This is a genomic window from Bacillus sp. T2.9-1 (assembly GCF_950097965.1).
Lineage (GTDB): Bacteria > Bacillota > Bacilli > Bacillales > Cytobacillaceae > Niallia > Niallia hominis.
Map to the genome: position 1 here is coordinate 1 of NZ_CATNHG010000130.1, position 16,647 is coordinate 16,647.

Here is a 16,647-nt window from a genome sequence, read left to right on the forward strand (position 1 = left end):
CTCACCCGTCCGCCGCTAACTTTAAAAGCAAGCTTTTAAAGTCCGCTCGACTTGCATGTATTAGGCACGCCGCCAGCGTTCGTCCTGAGCCAGGATCAAACTCTCCAATAAAGAGTTGATTAGCTCATTGCTAAACTCTAGCTTTTTTGTTACTTGTTGTCATTCTATAACATTCGTTATAAAATGATTATTGTTGACGTTTGTTTGTTCAGTTTTCAAAGAGCAATAAAAAATTTGGAGCGGGTGATGGGAATCGAACCCACGACATCAGCTTGGAAGGCTGAGGTTTTACCATTAAACTACACCCGCATTATAAGGTTGATATTTATTTTTAAGCTTGATATCAATGGTCGGGAAGACAGGATTCGAACCTGCGACCCCTTGGTCCCAAACCAAGTGCTCTACCAAGCTGAGCTACTTCCCGAATATGGCGCGCCCGAAAGGAGTCGAACCCATAACCTTCTGATCCGTAGTCAGACGCTCTATCCAATTGAGCTACGGGCGCATATTTCCGAAAGCGACTTTATAATCATACAACATATTTTATCGGCTGTCAACACTTTTTTGATGCGGCCGAGAGGACTTGAACCTCCACGGGGTTGCCCCCACTAGGCCCTCAACCTAGCGCGTCTGCCATTCCGCCACGACCGCACTACAAGAGATAATTTATTGTACATTCATAAATCTTTTTCGTTTATTAGATGGTGCGGGTGAAGGGAGTCGAACCCCCACGCCTTGCGGCGCTAGATCCTAAGTCTAGTGCGTCTGCCAATTCCGCCACACCCGCTTATTCTAATATATATAATGGTGAGCCATGGAGGATTCGAACCTCCGACCCTCTGATTAAAAGTCAGATGCTCTACCGACTGAGCTAATGGCTCGTGGCTGGGCTAGCTGGATTCGAACCAACGAGTGACGGAGTCAAAGTCCGTTGCCTTACCGCTTGGCTATAGCCCAATAATAAAAATTTAAATGGCGGTCCGGACGGGACTCGAACCCGCGACCTCCTGCGTGACAGGCAGGCATTCTAACCAACTGAACTACCGGACCAAACTTTCAAAATTACAAATAACAAATGACCCGTACGGGATTCGAACCCGTGTTACCGCCGTGAAAGGGCGGTGTCTTAACCGCTTGACCAACGGGCCATAACTTTAAATTGCTTTCTGGCGGAGAAGGAGGGATTTGAACCCTCGCGCCGCTTACGCGACCTACACCCTTAGCAGGGGCGCCTCTTCAGCCTCTTGAGTACTTCCCCAAAATGGCTCCGCAGGTAGGACTCGAACCTACGACCGTTCGGTTAACAGCCGAATGCTCTACCACTGAGCTACTGCGGAATAATATTCATCGACTTGTCCAACTATCTAACGAGACAGTTGCCAGCAGTTGCATTAACAAGTTGCTCTCTTGTCGACTCTTTACATTATAAGGACATATAAATAATAAGTCAAGCACCTTTCAAAACTTTTTTCGAAAATAAAATTCCTCATTGAAAATCACTTATCAACACTAATTATTTCTTCTAATTTTAATCTTCCTCTACATTTTCCACAAACATACTTTCTTATGTCCATTCTTTTTTTCCTAGTATATTTTTGTTGACATGAAACACAAGAATAAATAAGAACTCTCTTCGATTGCCCTTTCTTCCTTTCAGCTGGTAGAGAAGAACAAAACCTAGGACCACCTACTCTTTTAAGAAGCGTCTTAAAATCAGCATCCTTATGTTGATATCCTCTGTTTAATAAATGAAGATGATAATGACATAATTCATGCTTAATAATACCTATTAACTCCTCTAATCCCAATACCTCATAATACGTTTTATTAATTTCAATATTATGAGTGTTTAATAAATACCTTCCCCCAGTAGTTCTTAATCTAAGATTAAAAGATGCTTCATGTTCAAACTTTCTTTCAAAATACTTCCAAGAAATATCCTCAACTAATCTTTGTAATTCTTCATTTGTCATTGATCCGTTTATCCCTCCTCAACAAGACAAACTATTATAGCATACAATAAACTTATACCTTACTAAATCTTATCGAATGATATAACACCGTCCAAATCAAAACATTTTCTTATCCATTATATTATAGAGAGAAGTGCGCTATTGATGGATATTTCAAGAAAGTGGAAGGAACGATTTTTCGTTCTTAACCGAGTTTAATGATTACAACAAGGAGTGAATATAATGCCTAATTGGTTACAAAACCAAATTAAAAAAGCCTTCTTTGAAAAAAACAGCTATCAAGTAAAGCTATTAAATCAATGCTGGTATTACTATTGCCGTAAAAATACTCCAAGTTAGCTATCCTTTAGTGCTCGATTATGTGTAAAAATCCTTTACTCCTAAAAATTAGGATCACCTGTATTTCCACGCTTAAAAAACAGGCGATCCTTCTTTATTATTTCTCGTCTTTTGGACTTAACATAGTAAGCGCAACTCTTCCTTTATTTTGATCTACACTGTCTACCCAAACAGTAACTACATCCCCTACACTTACTATATCAAGTGGATGCTTAACAAACTTATTGCTCAACTTAGAAATATGAACTAAACCATCTTGTTTAACTCCAATATCTACAAATGCACCAAAATCGACTACATTTCGAACCGTACCTTGTAATTCCATTCCCGTTTGTAAATCTTCTAGTTTTAATACATCTTTTCGCAATAATGGTGCAGGAAGGTCTTCCCGTGGATCTCGAGATGGACGAACCAATGCATCAATAATATCTTTTAATGTAAGTTCTCCAATATTAAGTTCTTGTGCAATATCCTTCATTTCAACTTTTGTTAGTACTTCCTTTAATTCAGGAGTGCCGATATCTTGTGACTTAAATCCTAATTTAGATAGAAGTTTCATTACTTCACCGTAATGTTCAGGGTGGATGCCAGTTCGATCTAAAGGCTCTTCCCCATCTAATACGCGCAAAAAGCCGATAGCTTGCTCATATGTTTTAGCCCCTAAACGTGGTATCTTCTTTAATTGTTTGCGATTGCTGAATTTACCTTCTTCTTCTCGTTTTTTTACGATATTATTAGCAACAGCCTTGGAAAGGCCAGCAACATATTGCAGTAAAGAAGACGATGCAGTATTTACATTAACTCCAACTTGGTTAACTGCTGTTTCTACAACAAAATGTAATGATTCCGCTAATTTTTTTTGTGATACATCATGTTGATATTGACCAACACCTACAGATTTTGGATCGATTTTCACTAATTCTGCTAATGGATCTTGTAATCTCCTCGCAATAGACACTGCGCTTCTTTCTTCCACTTGAAAATCCGGGAATTCTTCTCTTGCAATTTCGGAAGCTGAATAAACACTAGCTCCAGCTTCATTTACGATTAAATAATAAATCTCTTTATTCTGCTTATTTAGCATCTCAGCAACAAATTGTTCTGTTTCTCTCGAAGCAGTACCATTCCCCACTGCAACCATTTCAATATGATAGCGATCAAGAATGCTTTGAAACTTTGCAGCTGCATCTGCTCTTTTGGACACTGGTGGATGGGGATAAATTACTCCTATTTCTAATACTTTCCCCGTTTCATCGACTACAGCTAATTTACAGCCTGTCCGATAAGCTGGGTCCACTCCGAGAACCATTTTCCCTTTAAGGGGTGGCTGTAATAATAGATTTCTAAGATTTTCCGAGAAAATATGTATTGCCTGCTCCTCAGCCTTTTCTGTTAACTCATTTCTTATTTCCCTCTCAATAGACGGCTGAATAAGACGTTTATAACCATCTTCTATTGCTTCTTTCATAATTACTGTTGCAGGAGAATACTCATTTTTTATCCACTTTTTCTCTAAGTATTCTATTATTACATCTGTTGGAGCACTGATAGCTACTTTTAAGATATCTTCTTTTTCTCCTCGATTTACAGCTAGTGTACGATGAGGAACAATTTTATTTACTGGCTCTTCATATTCATAATACATTTCATAAATATTTTTTTCGTCCTTCTCTAACTTTTTAGAGCTAGTTTGAACTTTCCCAGTAAGCATCGTCTTGTTTCTAATCCACTTTCTACTCTCTGCATCATCTGATATGCGCTCTGCTAAAATATCTTTCGCACCATTGATCACATCTTCAATTGTTAATACTTCTTTTTCTTCGGATATATATTTACAGGCTTCCTCATCCAACGATTTTTCCTTTGTCAGACTTAATAACCAGTCCGCAAAAGGTTCTAATCCTTTTTCTTTCGCAATAGTAGCTTTCGTACGGCGTTTTTGTTTATATGGACGATATAAATCTTCTACTTCCTGGAGCTTGATTGCCTTCATAATATTATTTTGCAATTCTTCTGTCAGCTTGCCTTGCTCTTCGATTAAACGTATAACTTCTTCTTTTCTTTGAGCTAGGTTTTGAATATATGTATAGCGATCGATAATATCCTTAATCTGCACTTCATCTAGTGCTCCTGTTTGTTCTTTTCTGTATCGAGCAATAAAAGGAACTGTATTCCCATCTTCTATTAGCGCAATAACACTTTTCACCTGTTTAATCGATACATTCTGTTCTTTTGCAATAATAGCTAAATAATCCTGCCCTTTTTCCTGTTCCAAAACTTTCTCCACACAACTCACGATCCTTTCTAATCCATCGAGCAATCACTAAAAAAATATTATATCCATTCTCTTTCCACACTAAAAGTTAGTCCTTCAATTTTTACCTAATTCTATTTTATCAAAAGGTCCTATGAAAGCCTATTATCAATAGAAAGGAATTTGCCTTCTTCCTTTGGCAATTCTTAATAGCTATCAAGCAAGTATCTATTTCATAAATAAAGAGAGCTACTTTCATAAAGCTTGTTGATAAAAACGACAAAAAAAAATAAATAAAGAGAGCTACTTTCAAAAGCTTGTTGATAAAAACGACAAAAAAAAATAAATAAAGAGAGCTACTTTCAAAAGCTTGTTGATAAAAACGACAAAAAAAAATAAATAAAGAGAGCTACTTTCAAAAGCTTGTTGATATAACCGACAGAAAAAAATATAATAAAACAGCAAAAAAAGCTTACTTTAAAGCAAGCTTCCCAATATAAAAGTAGAATCATCATCTGAATTATTATATTTTCCAACAATACTATCTGCTATGGAGCTAATAGGCAAATATCCTTTTAGCAAATTTTTTATTCCTTGAATATTAAATCCATCGGAAAAAACAAGGAATTTCGCATGATTTTCAAAGGTAAAACGTTGCGTATGATAATGTTGAGGTCTTCCTGATAAGTAACCCGTTACTGGGAGTGGATAAGTCAATTTGCCTGAAGGAGAATAAAGAAAGAATCGAATATTACCTACACAGCTATAAACAACTGTCTTGGTAGCATAGTTAATTTTGAAAACACAGACTGCCGCTCCTCTTTTCTTTATAAGAACATTGTTAGATAGTTCCATTAATTCCTCAACAGATTTCGCATGATTTTCTTTAATCATCTCGGTAACTGCAACGGATGCTTCATTTGCGTATTCGCCACTTCCAAGACCATCTGCTAATACACAAACAAAGTATTCATCCGTTGATGTATAAAAAAAACTATCTCCACAAAGGGTTTTCCCTTTCTTGCTAGTCTGATAGGCAAGTACATGGACATTATTATCTTTCAATTCATTCATAAGATAAACTCCGAATTATTGGACTCTGCCTGTATTGCTTCTTGGAGCTTTTTTATCGCTCTTCTTTGAAGCCTAGAAACATGCATTTGAGATATCCCGAGCTTTTCTCCAGCTTCCTTCTGACTAAGATTATCCAAATATGTATATTGAATAATACTTTTTTCTCGCTCCGTTAATACATGCAACACTTTTTCTAGCACTAGTTTTTGATTTACTTTTTCAAATCCTTGATCTACATCCCCCACAATATCTAAGAGAGTAACGGTTCCCCCTTCTGAATCTGCCTCAATCGAATGGTCAACAGATAAAGCCTGATAGCTTCTGCCCATCTCCATCGCTTCTAGCACTTCTTCCTCGGATACCTCTAGATAATCAGCAATTTCATTTACCTTTGGAGAACGCTGTAAATCGGTAGTAAGCTGTTCTACCGTTTTCTTTATTTTAGGTCCAAGCTCTTTAATACGCCTTGGTACATGAACACTCCACGTTTTATCTCTTAAAAACCGTTTAATTTCGCCAATTATAGTTGGTACAGCAAAGGCCTCAAAACTCTTGCCGAAGCTTTCATCATAACGTTGAATGGCTCCTATTAATCCAATAATCCCTACTTGTGCGATATCTTCGTGAAACATTTTCCCTTTAGAATATTTCCTTGCCAGCATTTCTACTAAATCACGATAATTTAAGACAAGTGCTTCCTGGGCTTTCTCATTTTGCGTCAGTTGAAATTCTTTAATTAATTCATTTACTTCTTCCTTTGATAAATGGCGATTAGGTTGAGATTGTTTCTGCATCCCTCTCCACCTGCTCTCCTTCGAGGTATTTAGTCATGAAAACAGTTACCCCGTTATTATGGTGAATCTTTACTTCATCCATTAATGTTTCGATTAAGTATAGGCCAAGTCCCCCTTCACGAAGAAATTCTACTGACTCATCCTGTTCATACGGACCTAAATCTTTGGTCGTAGAATGAAAGTCAAAACTCTTTCCATTATCGGCGACAATAACCTCTAGTCGATCATTATATAATCGAAACCCAATCAAAACATCTCCTGCGTCCTTATTCTTATACGCATGTTGCACAGCATTTGTACATGCTTCACTAGTAGCTATCTTTAAATCTTCAATTTCGTCATAGCTAAAGCCCATTCTGCTTGCAATCCCAGATAGTGTTAAGCGAATAATGCCAACATACTCTGGTTTAGAAGGGATTTTCATTTCGATGTACTCAAAATGACTCATTTGATTCCACCTTCTATCTTACTATTTATGTCTATAATATCTGCCAATCCAGTTATTTCAAATAGCCTGATTAAACGACTAGATAGACCAATCAACTTGAATTCACCATTGTTTGCTCGGACATTCTTAAATATCCCCACAAACACGCCTAAACCAGTACTGTCCATATAGTTAACATCTGATAAATCTATTACCATTTTTATTCCTTCTTTTTCAGAAAAGGAATAAATACGCTCTCTTAATTTCGGAGCTGTATACGCATCTATTTCACCAGAAACTTTAACTTCTACATCCAATTCTTTTTCCTTTACATCTATTATGATATTCATCCCGACCCACCTTTACATGATTACGATATTGTCTTTTACCCCATCGTTTACGGAGTTAAACTTTTCTTTTTAAAATAATTAAAGTAAAATCATCACGCAAATGAAATTCTTGAATTTTTTCTAATTCCATATAAACATTTTTGACAATATCTTGTGCATCTAAATGCATATGCTTTCTTATGTATCCTAGAAGAATTTCTTTATCAATAAAGCCTTCTTTCGTTCTGCTTTCTGTTACTCCATCTGACATTAAAACAATCATATCACCTGGATAAATTTCCTTTTCAAATTGTTGATATTTTGTCTTTTTATCTACACCTAGTAATAAGCCCTTTGTTTTAAGCTCACTAAACTGTTTTGTTTTCGCTTGATAATAAAGACCTGGTTCATGACCAGCCGATGCATAGTGAAATACATGCGACAATGTATCATATGCTCCGTAAAACATCGTAATGAACATACTAGGATCTACATTCTGCTCTACTACCCTATTTAAATTTTCTAATACATTGCTTGGTTTATTCCTATTTTCTGGGAGACTGTCCATTGCATACTTAATCATCGACATGCACATAGCAGCAGGAATTCCTTTTCCAATTACATCCGCGATGGCAATATTAATGATTTGATCATCATCATGAACGAAGTGATAATAATCTCCATTCATCATTTTTGCCGGAACACTGATTGCGCCAATATCCAACCCTTCTGCTTTTGGAATATCTGTACTTAATAATGTTTGTTGGACATTTGCAGCGATTTCCATCTCACTTCTTAATTCTTGCTGAACATGGCGAAGACTTTGATGTTCTCTATAAGCAAATCCATAGCCTATCATAACCTCTAAAAGAATATCAAAAGATTTCGCTACATATTCAGGCATATCCGGATATAAATCCACTAAAATAGATTTATGTAAACTGATTATATCTTCTGGTGATATTTTTTGTTCAATCGATTTCCTACTAAACTTTTGCCCTTGATAAAGCGCTTGTTCAGATTCATCTTTAATATAGTTCACAAGAAGATCTCGATACTTAGATTCCATCATTTCTCGGAAATCCATTATCTCTCTCCCCCTTATCTTAGCCACTTCACTGCCTGAATTTCTGTCCCCTCGCCTATAGAGGTTTTGATATCAAACGCATCCATCAACCGTTTTACTCCTGGTAATCCAGCACCTAACCCACCCGAGGTAGAAAAACCATCTTGCATTACTTGTCTTATATCTTTTATTCCAGGACCACTGTCTTTAGCAATTAGCTTCAAGCCCGCTTTCCCATTATCAAAAAGCTTCTCTATACAAATTTGCCCTTGTCCAGCATATAAATAGATATTTCTTGCAAGTTCACTAATCGCAGTAGTAATACGAGCTTAATCTACAATACCGAAGCCAAGCTCTCTTGCAATATTTCTACCTAATTGCCGAGCTGCAACGATGTCCCATTCATTTACGATTTTTACACAGGATTGGTCTCCCATAGGTCAATCCTCCAATTCCTGTTGTAATTTCTCCAAACCTTTTTCTAGATCTAAGGCAGTTAAAACATCGTTCAAACTGATACCTAGCTCTACTAAGGTGATGGCAACAGCAGGCTGAATCCCTGTCAGTACCACCTTAGCCCCCATTAGCTTCGACATACCGATAACATCACCTAATACTTTGGCAATAAATGAGTCTATAAAATCAATGGATGTTAAGTCAATCACTACTCCACTTGCACTAGTTTCATGGATTTTATTTAATAAATCCTCTTGAAACTGAAGGGCTGTTTGGTCATCTAATTCCCACTGAATGGATACTAGCAAATAGTCATACAGTTTTAATATTGGTATTCTCACTCTATTCACCCAAAACCAACCAACTTTCATTTAATATATTTTTACGTACTTCCTTTTCTTTTTTAGTTCAACTAAATGGACGAAAACCAATCCAAAACAAGCATTTCTTTTATACAATTTTGCCAAACAAAATAAAACTATCTTTCATCGAAAGATAAATATCCTGTATGCTCATTTCCATGATTTGATTGCTCGATGTTTTTAAAACAGCTTTCCTCCATTTTATCACATAAAGAGATACTTTCTATTTTCAAAAACTTATATATTGAAAAAACAGCGGTATTTTTGGAGACCACTGAAAAACTGATAGCTATTGATGATTGGTCATAACCGCCTTTTAAACTTAGAGTGTAAATTGTTTTCCGAGGTGACCACTTGCTTTCCATGGGGCGAGCGCCGAGCCGCTTCGTCGCTACGCTCCTGCAGGGTCTCGGACTTTCTCGCTGCTCCCATAGGAGTCAAGCGTTCACCTCTCCAAACCAACTTAATATTCGCTTTCAAATAAATAAATTCTTATTTAATTTGAAAAAACTATACTTTTTCAGTGCCCTCTATTTTTGGGCATTATTTTTCGCTTGATAATTAACTAATCCTATATGTATATAGGTTTTGACTTTTCTATATTCCCTATCTGATTATATTTAAAACCTTTAATTAAGAAATATTTTATCCTTTTAGAGAATTACGCTTCCTTTCCAATAAAAAATAACCTCCTACAATACGAAGGGGGTTACATTCTTATACATAACAGAACAAAAAACGCTATAAAAAAAAGCGCTCCAAACGAGCGCATTCTATCATTAAAATTCAATGAGACCTAAACTAATCTGTAGAGCTTCATCGACTTTTTCCATCATTTCCTCATCGAGATGAGTAATTTTGTCCGTTAGCCTCTGTTTATCTATCGTACGAATTTGTTCTAAAAGAATTACTGAATCTCTTTCAAAACCATATCGCTTCGCATCAATTTCCACATGAGTCGGCAATTTAGCCTTTTGAATTTGAGCTGTAATTGCTGCAATAATGACTGTGGGACTGAACCGATTCCCGATGTCGTTTTGAATGACAAGTACAGGACGGACGCCGCCTTGCTCTGAACCAACAACTGGGGATAGGTCTGCAAAATAAACGTCACCACGTTTGACAATCAAAGGATTACCCTCCGCTTACAAGACGTTCTACTGTATGCTCTGCCTCGTATTCTGCGAGAAAGCTTTCTGATGCAATGGATAAATTTAATTTAGCCATCTCCATATATCCTCGTCTCATCGATTCGCGGATATGTCTCTTTTTACGTTCGCGAAGATACATTTTCGTTGCTTGATAAATAAATTCACTACGATTTACATTTTCCTGCTTAACGAAGCCGTCCAATTCAGTTAACAAATGCTTTGGTAATTTTATCATGATCTCTGTCGTTGCGCTGGATTCAGACACAAAGATACACCTCCACCATCACTACACACCATTTTTTAGCTCTGCTTTTTTTAATCATACCACTAATAACTGTTTCTGCAAAGTCCATTCAGCAATTCTACTGTATTATCCACCAAAAATTATCCCTTTTATGCATCAAAGAATGGAAAAAGCGAAAAATATTCTCAAAACAAAGAGGGGATTTACCATATTTTTCATCTATTATTATTTCTAGCTGGTATATGTGACCATAATTAATGTATTCATTTCTTTGATCATCCATTACTTTTATTTTCAGCCCAATGTTGAATTATTCTTTTACAATTCTCGCCAAAAATAAATCCTGCTATACTTTTCAGTTATAATCCGTTACTCCATCTCACTAATTAAGGGATTTACCGTTTCTTCAAAAACACCATTTTTTTTATATATACGGGGGACTCTTGCGGAAATCATACATGTGACCTCATAATTGATTGTGTCTAATTTAGTAGCAATTTCATTAACAGAGATTTCTTCATCCTTTTGCTTCCCAATTAGCGTTATTTGCGTACCTGGTTCTAAATAGTACGGAAGCCTTACCATACATTGATCCATACAAATTCTCCCGACAATCGGCACTCTTTTTCCTTCTACGAGAACCTCTTGACCTTGCAATTTCCGCAACCACCCGTCTGCATAGCCAATCGGCAAAGTACCAATCCATTCCTCTTTTTCTGCCTCATATGTGGCACCATAGCTTACCCTATCGCCCTTGTTTAATTTTTTCACTTGGACCAATTTTGTGCGCAAGGAAAAAGCTTCTTTTAAGGAATAAGGCAAATCAGACTCAATCTCAAGAGATGGCGTCAATCCATACATGGAAATCCCCATACGAATAGCATTGTATTGTAAATCAGGATACAAAAGACTCGCGGCACTATTACTACAATGAACGATTGCTGGCAGCTTTGAAAATGCAGCAAGTAGTTCCTTAAAACGCTGGATTTGTTTCTCAAAGTAAATAGAATTTTTTTCATCTGCTGTTGCGAAATGAGTGAAAACTCCTTCCACCACAATATTCGGATGATTTGCCAGCAACTCTTCCACCTGCTGAATCTCTTGTTCCTTTCTCAGCCCAATTCTACCCATGCCTGTATCTAATTTTAAATGAATCGCCACGTGCGCATCTTTATTTAAAAATTGGATAGCATCTTCCAACCAATCGATATGATAAACCGTTAAAGTCACCTTATATTTTATAGCTATCGCTACATCGCGCGGTCTGCTTGCTCCAAGAACAAGTATGGGTGCAGTAATACCATTTTTTCTTAAATGAATCGCTTCATCTAAAAAGGCAACAGCTAAACAGTCTGCACCTGACTGCAATGCTTCTTTGGAAATTTGCAGAGCTCCATGACCATATCCATTTGCTTTCACTACTGCTATTATTTTATTATCAGCATGTACTCTTTTTCTTAATTCCCTAACATTATATGCAATCGCATCAAGATCAATTTCCACCCATGTATCTCGATAAAAGGTATCTTCTTGAATCAAAATCCTCACACGTCCTTCATGAAATAACAAACTTGTATCCTAAATTATTCTACTGTTTTTATCGCTTGTCAATTCCAATCCTTATATGTTTGTATGTATTGTTTCATTTATACATCAAAAAAACAGCTTCTATTATAGAAGCTGCTCAAAATTGTTTATTTAATCGCTTCTCCTTGAACGGAGCGCGCAACGGTAACTAATTCATCTCGAGTTAGGTCACTTGATGCAATTGTATAATCAACGCCTTCAAACGTCCATGATACTTTTGAATCCGTAACTTCCCCAATAGTAAAGCCTAAATCCACTGGATCTCCCTTACTAACAATTGGTCCTGCTGTAGCTGGTGCTACCTCTGCTTTTTCCTGAATAATGGTATAGGACACTACCCCATCGTAGGTTAAAATAACACGATTTCCGTTTTCCGTAGCCATTTTCTTTTCTTCTACCAAGCTAACTCCTTCTAACGGCTCTTCAGGATATTTCACAGCAAATTCTTTATCTTCTATTTCTCCCATTACCGGGATTACCATCTTAGCTGCTGTCATACTTTTTTGTAAATCAAAATCCTTTTTATCAAAGGAAACGTCAAACTTTACATTCGAGAACTTAACCGTAACAAGCGCTACTCCCTCTACATCCTTAACCTTCACACTCACAGGAGAAAGATCTTTTTTACTAAAAGCAATTTCCTGTGTTGGAAGCATTTTGTTATTCTGATAGCGTGTTTTCGTTTCAAATACATAATACTTATCTGTAGCAGAAAATTTCACATCTTTATCTTCTTCAATATCTTTTACTAAAGACTCATAGAGATATGCCTGACTACTATTTTCTGGCCACTCGCTTTGAAACTTAAAGCTTTTGTTTAAAGCCGGAGTTAAAACATACACACCTTCTTCATTTTTTAAGATCATTTGACTCTGATTCTTTGCCGAATTCTTTAGATTTACTCGATAAAAATCTGGGTCCTTATGCCAGACTTCCACTTCGTATGTTTGCGGCTCTGTCCCCATTTTGAGAGTCATTTCGGCGTCTGCTTTATACCCCTTTGTCTCGACCTTTTCTTTTAAATCAGTCAGAACATCTTCTTTCGATTTTGTTCCACAGGCAGTTAACAAAAGCATGACCGTTAGCCCTACAAATAGCAACCAAATCTTCTTGTTCATTTTTTCAACTCCCCTATTTTCATTTCACGTAGAAAGAGAGAAAAATAAGCAAACAGCATTTCTATTAAAAAATTCCATACCCTTAACCTTGTGAATTTTCTATTAGAAACCTAAAACCCATACTTGTCTCTCCTATTTCTCTATGAATATATGAGACAACCTTCGGGAATATGCTACTTGGAATAATATCTCTTTTCATTGTCATTTCGTTTATGGAAATGACAATCTAGTGGGAATCAATAAACTTACTTTTCATAAAAAAAAGGAAAAAGGCGAAACACCTCGTTTCCTTATTCTTCAATAATTACTTGTGCGAAGGCATATTGTTTACTATGGGTAATAGATAAATGAACACCTTGAGAAAATGGCTTTAAAATGCATGGCTTTCCATGGGGATCATAGCTAATCTCCACATCTAAAAAACTTAGGCTTCCTCCTATCCCTGTTCCTAATGCTTTTGAAAAAGCTTCTTTCGCTGCGAATCTCCCTGCTAGAAACTCACTTCTACGATGACCTGACAGCAGCTCATAACTTTCCATTTCCATATCGGTAAGTATCCGCTTTGCAAAATTCGGCTTTCTTTGCATCAAGGTTTCTATTCTTTCTATTTCCGTAATATCTATTCCTGTCCCTTTTATCATAAGACAACTCCTTCTATTCCATTATTTATACGCATAATATATTGTATCTTTTCCTATTGTTTGGCTATTATTGTAGAAAGAAGCTTTATTAGGAGGTATCAAATACGGTTGTTTACCAGAAGAGAAAACTTTAGAGAGTATATTTCGTATTATCCAGTCGTATCTGCAATCCTGCTCATTCACCTAGTCCTATTTTTGTTAACAAATTTGCCCATCTTCCCAAACAAACATCTGTTAGATTTAATGATAGGTGTCAATCTATATATTGTAGAAGGGGAATGGTGGCGATTAATTACTCCTATATTTATTCATGGAGGATTTGCTCACCTTTTATTTAACAGTTTTAGTATTTTTTTATTTGGTCCTGCATTAGAAAGAATCCTTGGCAAATTTAAATTTCTCTTTATTTACTTAATTACCGGTATTGCAGCAAATATTATAACACTCCTGATTGAACCTCTTACTTATGTACATTTAGGTTCTAGTGGGGCAATTTTCGGCTTATTTGGCTATTATATTAGTCTAGTCGTTTTTCGAAAAGATATCATTTCTCAAAGTAATGCACAAATTATTACTACCATCGCTGTTCTTAGTTTAATCATGACATTTTTACAGCCAAACATAAATATTGTTGCCCATATTTTTGGCTTTCTAACTGGTCTAATCATTGGAAGCTTGTCTGAATCAAAGGGAAAGAAGATTATTTCCAGCTATAAAGAGGAATGGTACTATTTAAAACAGCAGCTTCGGCACACAAAAAAACCTGAAGGAAAATCCATTATTATTTGGATCATTATCTTCGGCCTTGCCATTATTGGCTTGCTTAGTCAATAAACGATAACATCACTAGCTTATTACAAAAGAAGGCTGCCTTTATAGCAACCTTCTTTTCTTATCTATAGGAATACCACTCATAAACCTTCTTCACATCACCTTTTGAAAGGTCTGTAACCACACCCGTTGCCCCCCCGGCACCAGAAAGAACTACTCCTTCAATCGAGGCAAGCTCTCCCTTTCTTTGCCACCATCCCTCTGTATAATAGAGAGCTTGAATACGATTACGCTTCATAATAAATGTCGTCTTGTGGAATTGACGGAAGGATAAGGTTAGTTGTTTACCTAAGATAGCATAGCCTGCTGAGCGATAATTCCAATATCCCCACATTGGTAAAATCAATAATAGCAATAACGATAGCATTCCCCATCCATGAAAAAAATAAATGAGTGTGCTAATAATAGGTAGTGCAATCCAGCTGTTTTTAACAATATATCGCCAAACAGACCGTTTTGGTGGTGGTATTAGCTGCTCACTCCATTCATATTCAGGAACCACTTCCTTTAGTAATTGCGGTAAATCCTTTTTCTTTAACAAGGGAACTGCCAATACATTTGCAGCTTCTATATCATTAAAAGATCCTCCTGCACTAATTAAGGATACGCCTACTAAATGAAATGGTTGGCGAAGCATAGCCTCCGTTACTTTAACTGCCTGAATGCGTTTTAACGGAATCGTAATTTGCTTTTTCTCAATTAACCCCCGTGTAATAATCAAATCATCATTCGTCTTTGATAAAGTAAAATTCGCATATTTGAGCAATGTAATAAACAAAGATAAAATCCATAATAATACACATAAAATAAATACAACGATAGAAATTAAGGCCAATCCACTTGTAATGAACTGATGAACTTGCTCATAAATTCTTTTGATTGGAATTAATTCTTCAAACTGGGAAACGAAGGCGAAAATCGCGGAAATAATCACTCCCACTCCACCAGATGTGGTGGCCAAAATAGCTAACTGTTTATTCGTGATACGATAGATTTCTTGTTGAACAGGTTCTATCTCTTCTATCTCTTCTTCCAATACTATTTCTTCGTTTTTCTTTTTTATGATATATCTTTTTAGCTCTTCGGCAAGCTTTTTTGATATAGCTGTAAGCTCACCTTCTGCTTCTACGCCCCCTGCTGTTTCTATCTTAACTTTCACCAGACGGAACGGACGATGAAAAATCCCTTCAGTAAAATCAATACTTTGAATTCGTTCAAAGGGTATATACCTCTTTTTCTTAACAAATACCCCATACTCGATACGCAATTCATTTCCCACAACGTAATAAGTAAAATAATTCCAGTGCAAAAAACCACTAATTAAAATCACAACAAGGAGAAGGATTGCTCCTAAAATCGTATATAATCCCCAGTCTGAAGGCTTTCCTCCAAGTACAATAATTCCTATAAAAGGGAAAATCAATTCTTTTAGACGCTTTAAAATTATATAAAGAACCGAAATAGGATGAAGTCTTCTTTTTTCAAACATCCTCTTCCGCCACCTTCGTTTTGCTAGAAATATAATGTCTTATTTCCTCTGCCTCCTCTACTTCAAGCACAGGAATTTCATGGATAGTAGCAGCAGTAGAAATAGAAACTGTCGCAAGCTCATACTTCCTTAACAATGGTCCCTGCTTCATGTCTACATGTTGAACTCTAATCATCGGAATTAGAGTTCGCTTAATTACAATGACACCTTGCTGAATTTCAATTTCATCTCCTCTGACTTCGTATCTCCACCTCTTCCATTTTAAAGGTGGTAGAATACCAATGGTCAGCACTGTATGAACAAGAAGATAAATAATTATCCCTATACTTATCAGAATATGCCAGTCAAAAAGAATAGCCAGTGTGATTACACCACCGCCAATAGCCATCATGATAAGAGAGGATATTACTCCTGTTATTCGCCAAACAATTATTCCCTTTTTCGATAATCTATTTTGAGGTATCGCTATCAATTACTTTCCCCCTTTTTCTACATTTTGTCTGTTTATACTA

The 16,647-nt window shown here is 36.4% G+C and carries 17 protein-coding genes, 11 tRNA genes, 1 rRNA gene and 1 pseudogene; 2 read left to right on the forward strand and 28 right to left on the reverse strand.

Translation table 11 applies throughout. The annotated features are described in order from the left end of the window. From QQZ16_RS19325 to QQZ16_RS19385, 13 genes are all read right to left on the reverse strand, one after another. A 16S ribosomal RNA gene (locus QQZ16_RS19325) occupies positions 1-111 on the reverse strand; the annotation flags it as partial. 124 nt (positions 112-235) lie between these two features. Continuing rightward, positions 236-309: transfer RNA gene (locus QQZ16_RS19330), tRNA-Gly, on the reverse strand. A gap of 38 nt (positions 310-347) precedes the next feature. Then, positions 348-424 (reverse strand) — tRNA-Pro (locus QQZ16_RS19335). A 4-nt stretch (positions 425-428) separates the two neighbouring features. Beyond that, positions 429-505 (reverse strand) — tRNA-Arg (locus QQZ16_RS19340). Between the two features lie 63 nt (positions 506-568). Continuing rightward, positions 569-651: transfer RNA gene (locus QQZ16_RS19345), tRNA-Leu, on the reverse strand. Between the two features lie 51 nt (positions 652-702). Beyond that, positions 703-787 (reverse strand) — tRNA-Leu (locus tag QQZ16_RS19350). An 18-nt stretch (positions 788-805) separates the two neighbouring features. Continuing rightward, positions 806-881, reverse strand: a tRNA-Lys gene (locus tag QQZ16_RS19355). A gap of 1 nt (position 882) precedes the next feature. Further along, positions 883-957: transfer RNA gene (locus QQZ16_RS19360), tRNA-Gln, on the reverse strand. 16 nt (positions 958-973) lie between these two features. Then, positions 974-1,050, reverse strand: a tRNA-Asp gene (locus QQZ16_RS19365). Positions 1,051-1,076: 26 nt separating this feature from the next. Beyond that, positions 1,077-1,148: transfer RNA gene (locus tag QQZ16_RS19370), tRNA-Glu, on the reverse strand. Between the two features lie 19 nt (positions 1,149-1,167). Beyond that, a tRNA-Ser gene (locus tag QQZ16_RS19375) sits at positions 1,168-1,258 on the reverse strand. Positions 1,259-1,262: 4 nt separating this feature from the next. Next, positions 1,263-1,337, reverse strand: a tRNA-Asn gene (locus QQZ16_RS19380). A 159-nt stretch (positions 1,338-1,496) separates the two neighbouring features. Beyond that, positions 1,497-1,973: a SprT family protein gene (locus tag QQZ16_RS19385; protein WP_031540176.1), complete on the reverse strand. Its 477-nt coding sequence runs from the start codon at positions 1,971-1,973 to the stop codon at positions 1,497-1,499. 222 nt (positions 1,974-2,195) lie between these two features. On the opposite strand from QQZ16_RS19385, the gene cmpA reads away from it, so the two are divergent. After that, positions 2,196-2,312: a cortex morphogenetic protein CmpA gene (gene cmpA, locus QQZ16_RS19390; protein WP_109767903.1), complete on the forward strand. Its 117-nt coding sequence runs from the start codon at positions 2,196-2,198 to the stop codon at positions 2,310-2,312. Positions 2,313-2,409: 97 nt separating this feature from the next. Here the strand turns inward: cmpA and QQZ16_RS19395 are convergent, their stop codons facing one another. From QQZ16_RS19395 to acpS, 13 genes and pseudogenes are all read right to left on the reverse strand, one after another. Beyond that, on the reverse strand, positions 2,410-4,599 hold the full coding sequence (locus QQZ16_RS19395) for a Tex family protein (protein ID WP_031540175.1): 2,190 nt from the start codon (positions 4,597-4,599) through the stop codon (positions 2,410-2,412). 444 nt (positions 4,600-5,043) lie between these two features. Continuing rightward, complete coding sequence (locus tag QQZ16_RS19400) at positions 5,044-5,640, reverse strand: PP2C family serine/threonine-protein phosphatase (RefSeq protein WP_031540174.1); 597 nt, start codon at positions 5,638-5,640, stop codon at positions 5,044-5,046. Further along, entirely contained in the window at positions 5,637-6,434 is a 798-nt protein-coding gene (gene sigB, locus QQZ16_RS19405; RefSeq protein ID WP_031540173.1) for an RNA polymerase sigma factor SigB, read from the reverse strand. The genes QQZ16_RS19400 and sigB overlap by 4 nt, the downstream gene beginning before the upstream one ends. Further along, a complete protein-coding gene (gene rsbW / locus QQZ16_RS19410; RefSeq protein ID WP_031540172.1) occupies positions 6,412-6,882 on the reverse strand; it encodes an anti-sigma B factor RsbW in 471 nt (156 codons plus the stop codon). The genes sigB and rsbW overlap by 23 nt, the downstream gene beginning before the upstream one ends. After that, positions 6,879-7,211 carry an anti-sigma factor antagonist gene (locus QQZ16_RS19415; protein WP_031540171.1) on the reverse strand — a complete coding sequence of 111 codons (333 nt, stop codon included), beginning with the start codon at positions 7,209-7,211 and terminating at the stop codon, positions 6,879-6,881. The genes rsbW and QQZ16_RS19415 overlap by 4 nt, the downstream gene beginning before the upstream one ends. 55 nt (positions 7,212-7,266) lie before the next feature. Beyond that, positions 7,267-8,277, reverse strand: coding sequence for a PP2C family protein-serine/threonine phosphatase (locus QQZ16_RS19420; protein WP_235252116.1), 1,011 nt, complete (start codon positions 8,275-8,277; stop codon positions 7,267-7,269). A 14-nt stretch (positions 8,278-8,291) separates the two neighbouring features. Continuing rightward, positions 8,292-8,693: pseudogene (locus QQZ16_RS19425) on the reverse strand (anti-sigma regulatory factor). Positions 8,694-8,696: 3 nt separating this feature from the next. Beyond that, complete coding sequence (locus tag QQZ16_RS19430; RefSeq protein WP_268817899.1) at positions 8,697-9,083, reverse strand: STAS domain-containing protein; 387 nt, start codon at positions 9,081-9,083, stop codon at positions 8,697-8,699. 770 nt (positions 9,084-9,853) lie between these two features. Further along, the gene (gene ndoA / locus QQZ16_RS19435; RefSeq protein ID WP_016201246.1) at positions 9,854-10,204 is read right to left on the reverse strand and encodes a type II toxin-antitoxin system endoribonuclease NdoA; all 351 of its coding nucleotides are present in this window, start codon (positions 10,202-10,204) and stop codon (positions 9,854-9,856) included. A 4-nt stretch (positions 10,205-10,208) separates the two neighbouring features. After that, complete coding sequence (locus QQZ16_RS19440) at positions 10,209-10,490, reverse strand: CopG family ribbon-helix-helix protein (RefSeq protein ID WP_016201247.1); 282 nt, start codon at positions 10,488-10,490, stop codon at positions 10,209-10,211. Positions 10,491-10,838: 348 nt separating this feature from the next. Continuing rightward, positions 10,839-12,008, reverse strand: a complete 1,170-nt coding sequence (gene alr / locus QQZ16_RS19445; protein WP_235252115.1) for an alanine racemase — start codon at positions 12,006-12,008, stop codon at positions 10,839-10,841. Between the two features lie 155 nt (positions 12,009-12,163). Continuing rightward, positions 12,164-13,174 carry a LolA family protein gene (locus tag QQZ16_RS19450; RefSeq protein WP_031536298.1) on the reverse strand — a complete coding sequence of 337 codons (1,011 nt, stop codon included), beginning with the start codon at positions 13,172-13,174 and terminating at the stop codon, positions 12,164-12,166. A gap of 290 nt (positions 13,175-13,464) precedes the next feature. Continuing rightward, entirely contained in the window at positions 13,465-13,815 is a 351-nt protein-coding gene (gene acpS, locus QQZ16_RS19455; RefSeq protein WP_235252114.1) for a holo-ACP synthase, read from the reverse strand. A 108-nt stretch (positions 13,816-13,923) separates the two neighbouring features. Here acpS and QQZ16_RS19460 point away from each other — a divergent pair, with 108 nt between their 5' ends. Beyond that, positions 13,924-14,649: a rhomboid family intramembrane serine protease gene (locus tag QQZ16_RS19460; RefSeq protein ID WP_031536296.1), complete on the forward strand. Its 726-nt coding sequence runs from the start codon at positions 13,924-13,926 to the stop codon at positions 14,647-14,649. Positions 14,650-14,707: 58 nt separating this feature from the next. On the opposite strand, the gene QQZ16_RS19465 is transcribed toward QQZ16_RS19460, so the two are convergent. After that, positions 14,708-16,135, reverse strand: a complete 1,428-nt coding sequence (locus QQZ16_RS19465) for a PH domain-containing protein (RefSeq protein ID WP_031536295.1) — start codon at positions 16,133-16,135, stop codon at positions 14,708-14,710. After that, positions 16,128-16,607 (reverse strand): PH domain-containing protein, encoded by a 480-nt coding sequence (locus QQZ16_RS19470; RefSeq protein ID WP_031536294.1) that lies wholly within the window; start codon positions 16,605-16,607, stop codon positions 16,128-16,130. Before QQZ16_RS19470 ends, QQZ16_RS19465 begins: the two co-directional genes overlap by 8 nt. Positions 16,608-16,647: the final 40 nt, after the last annotated feature.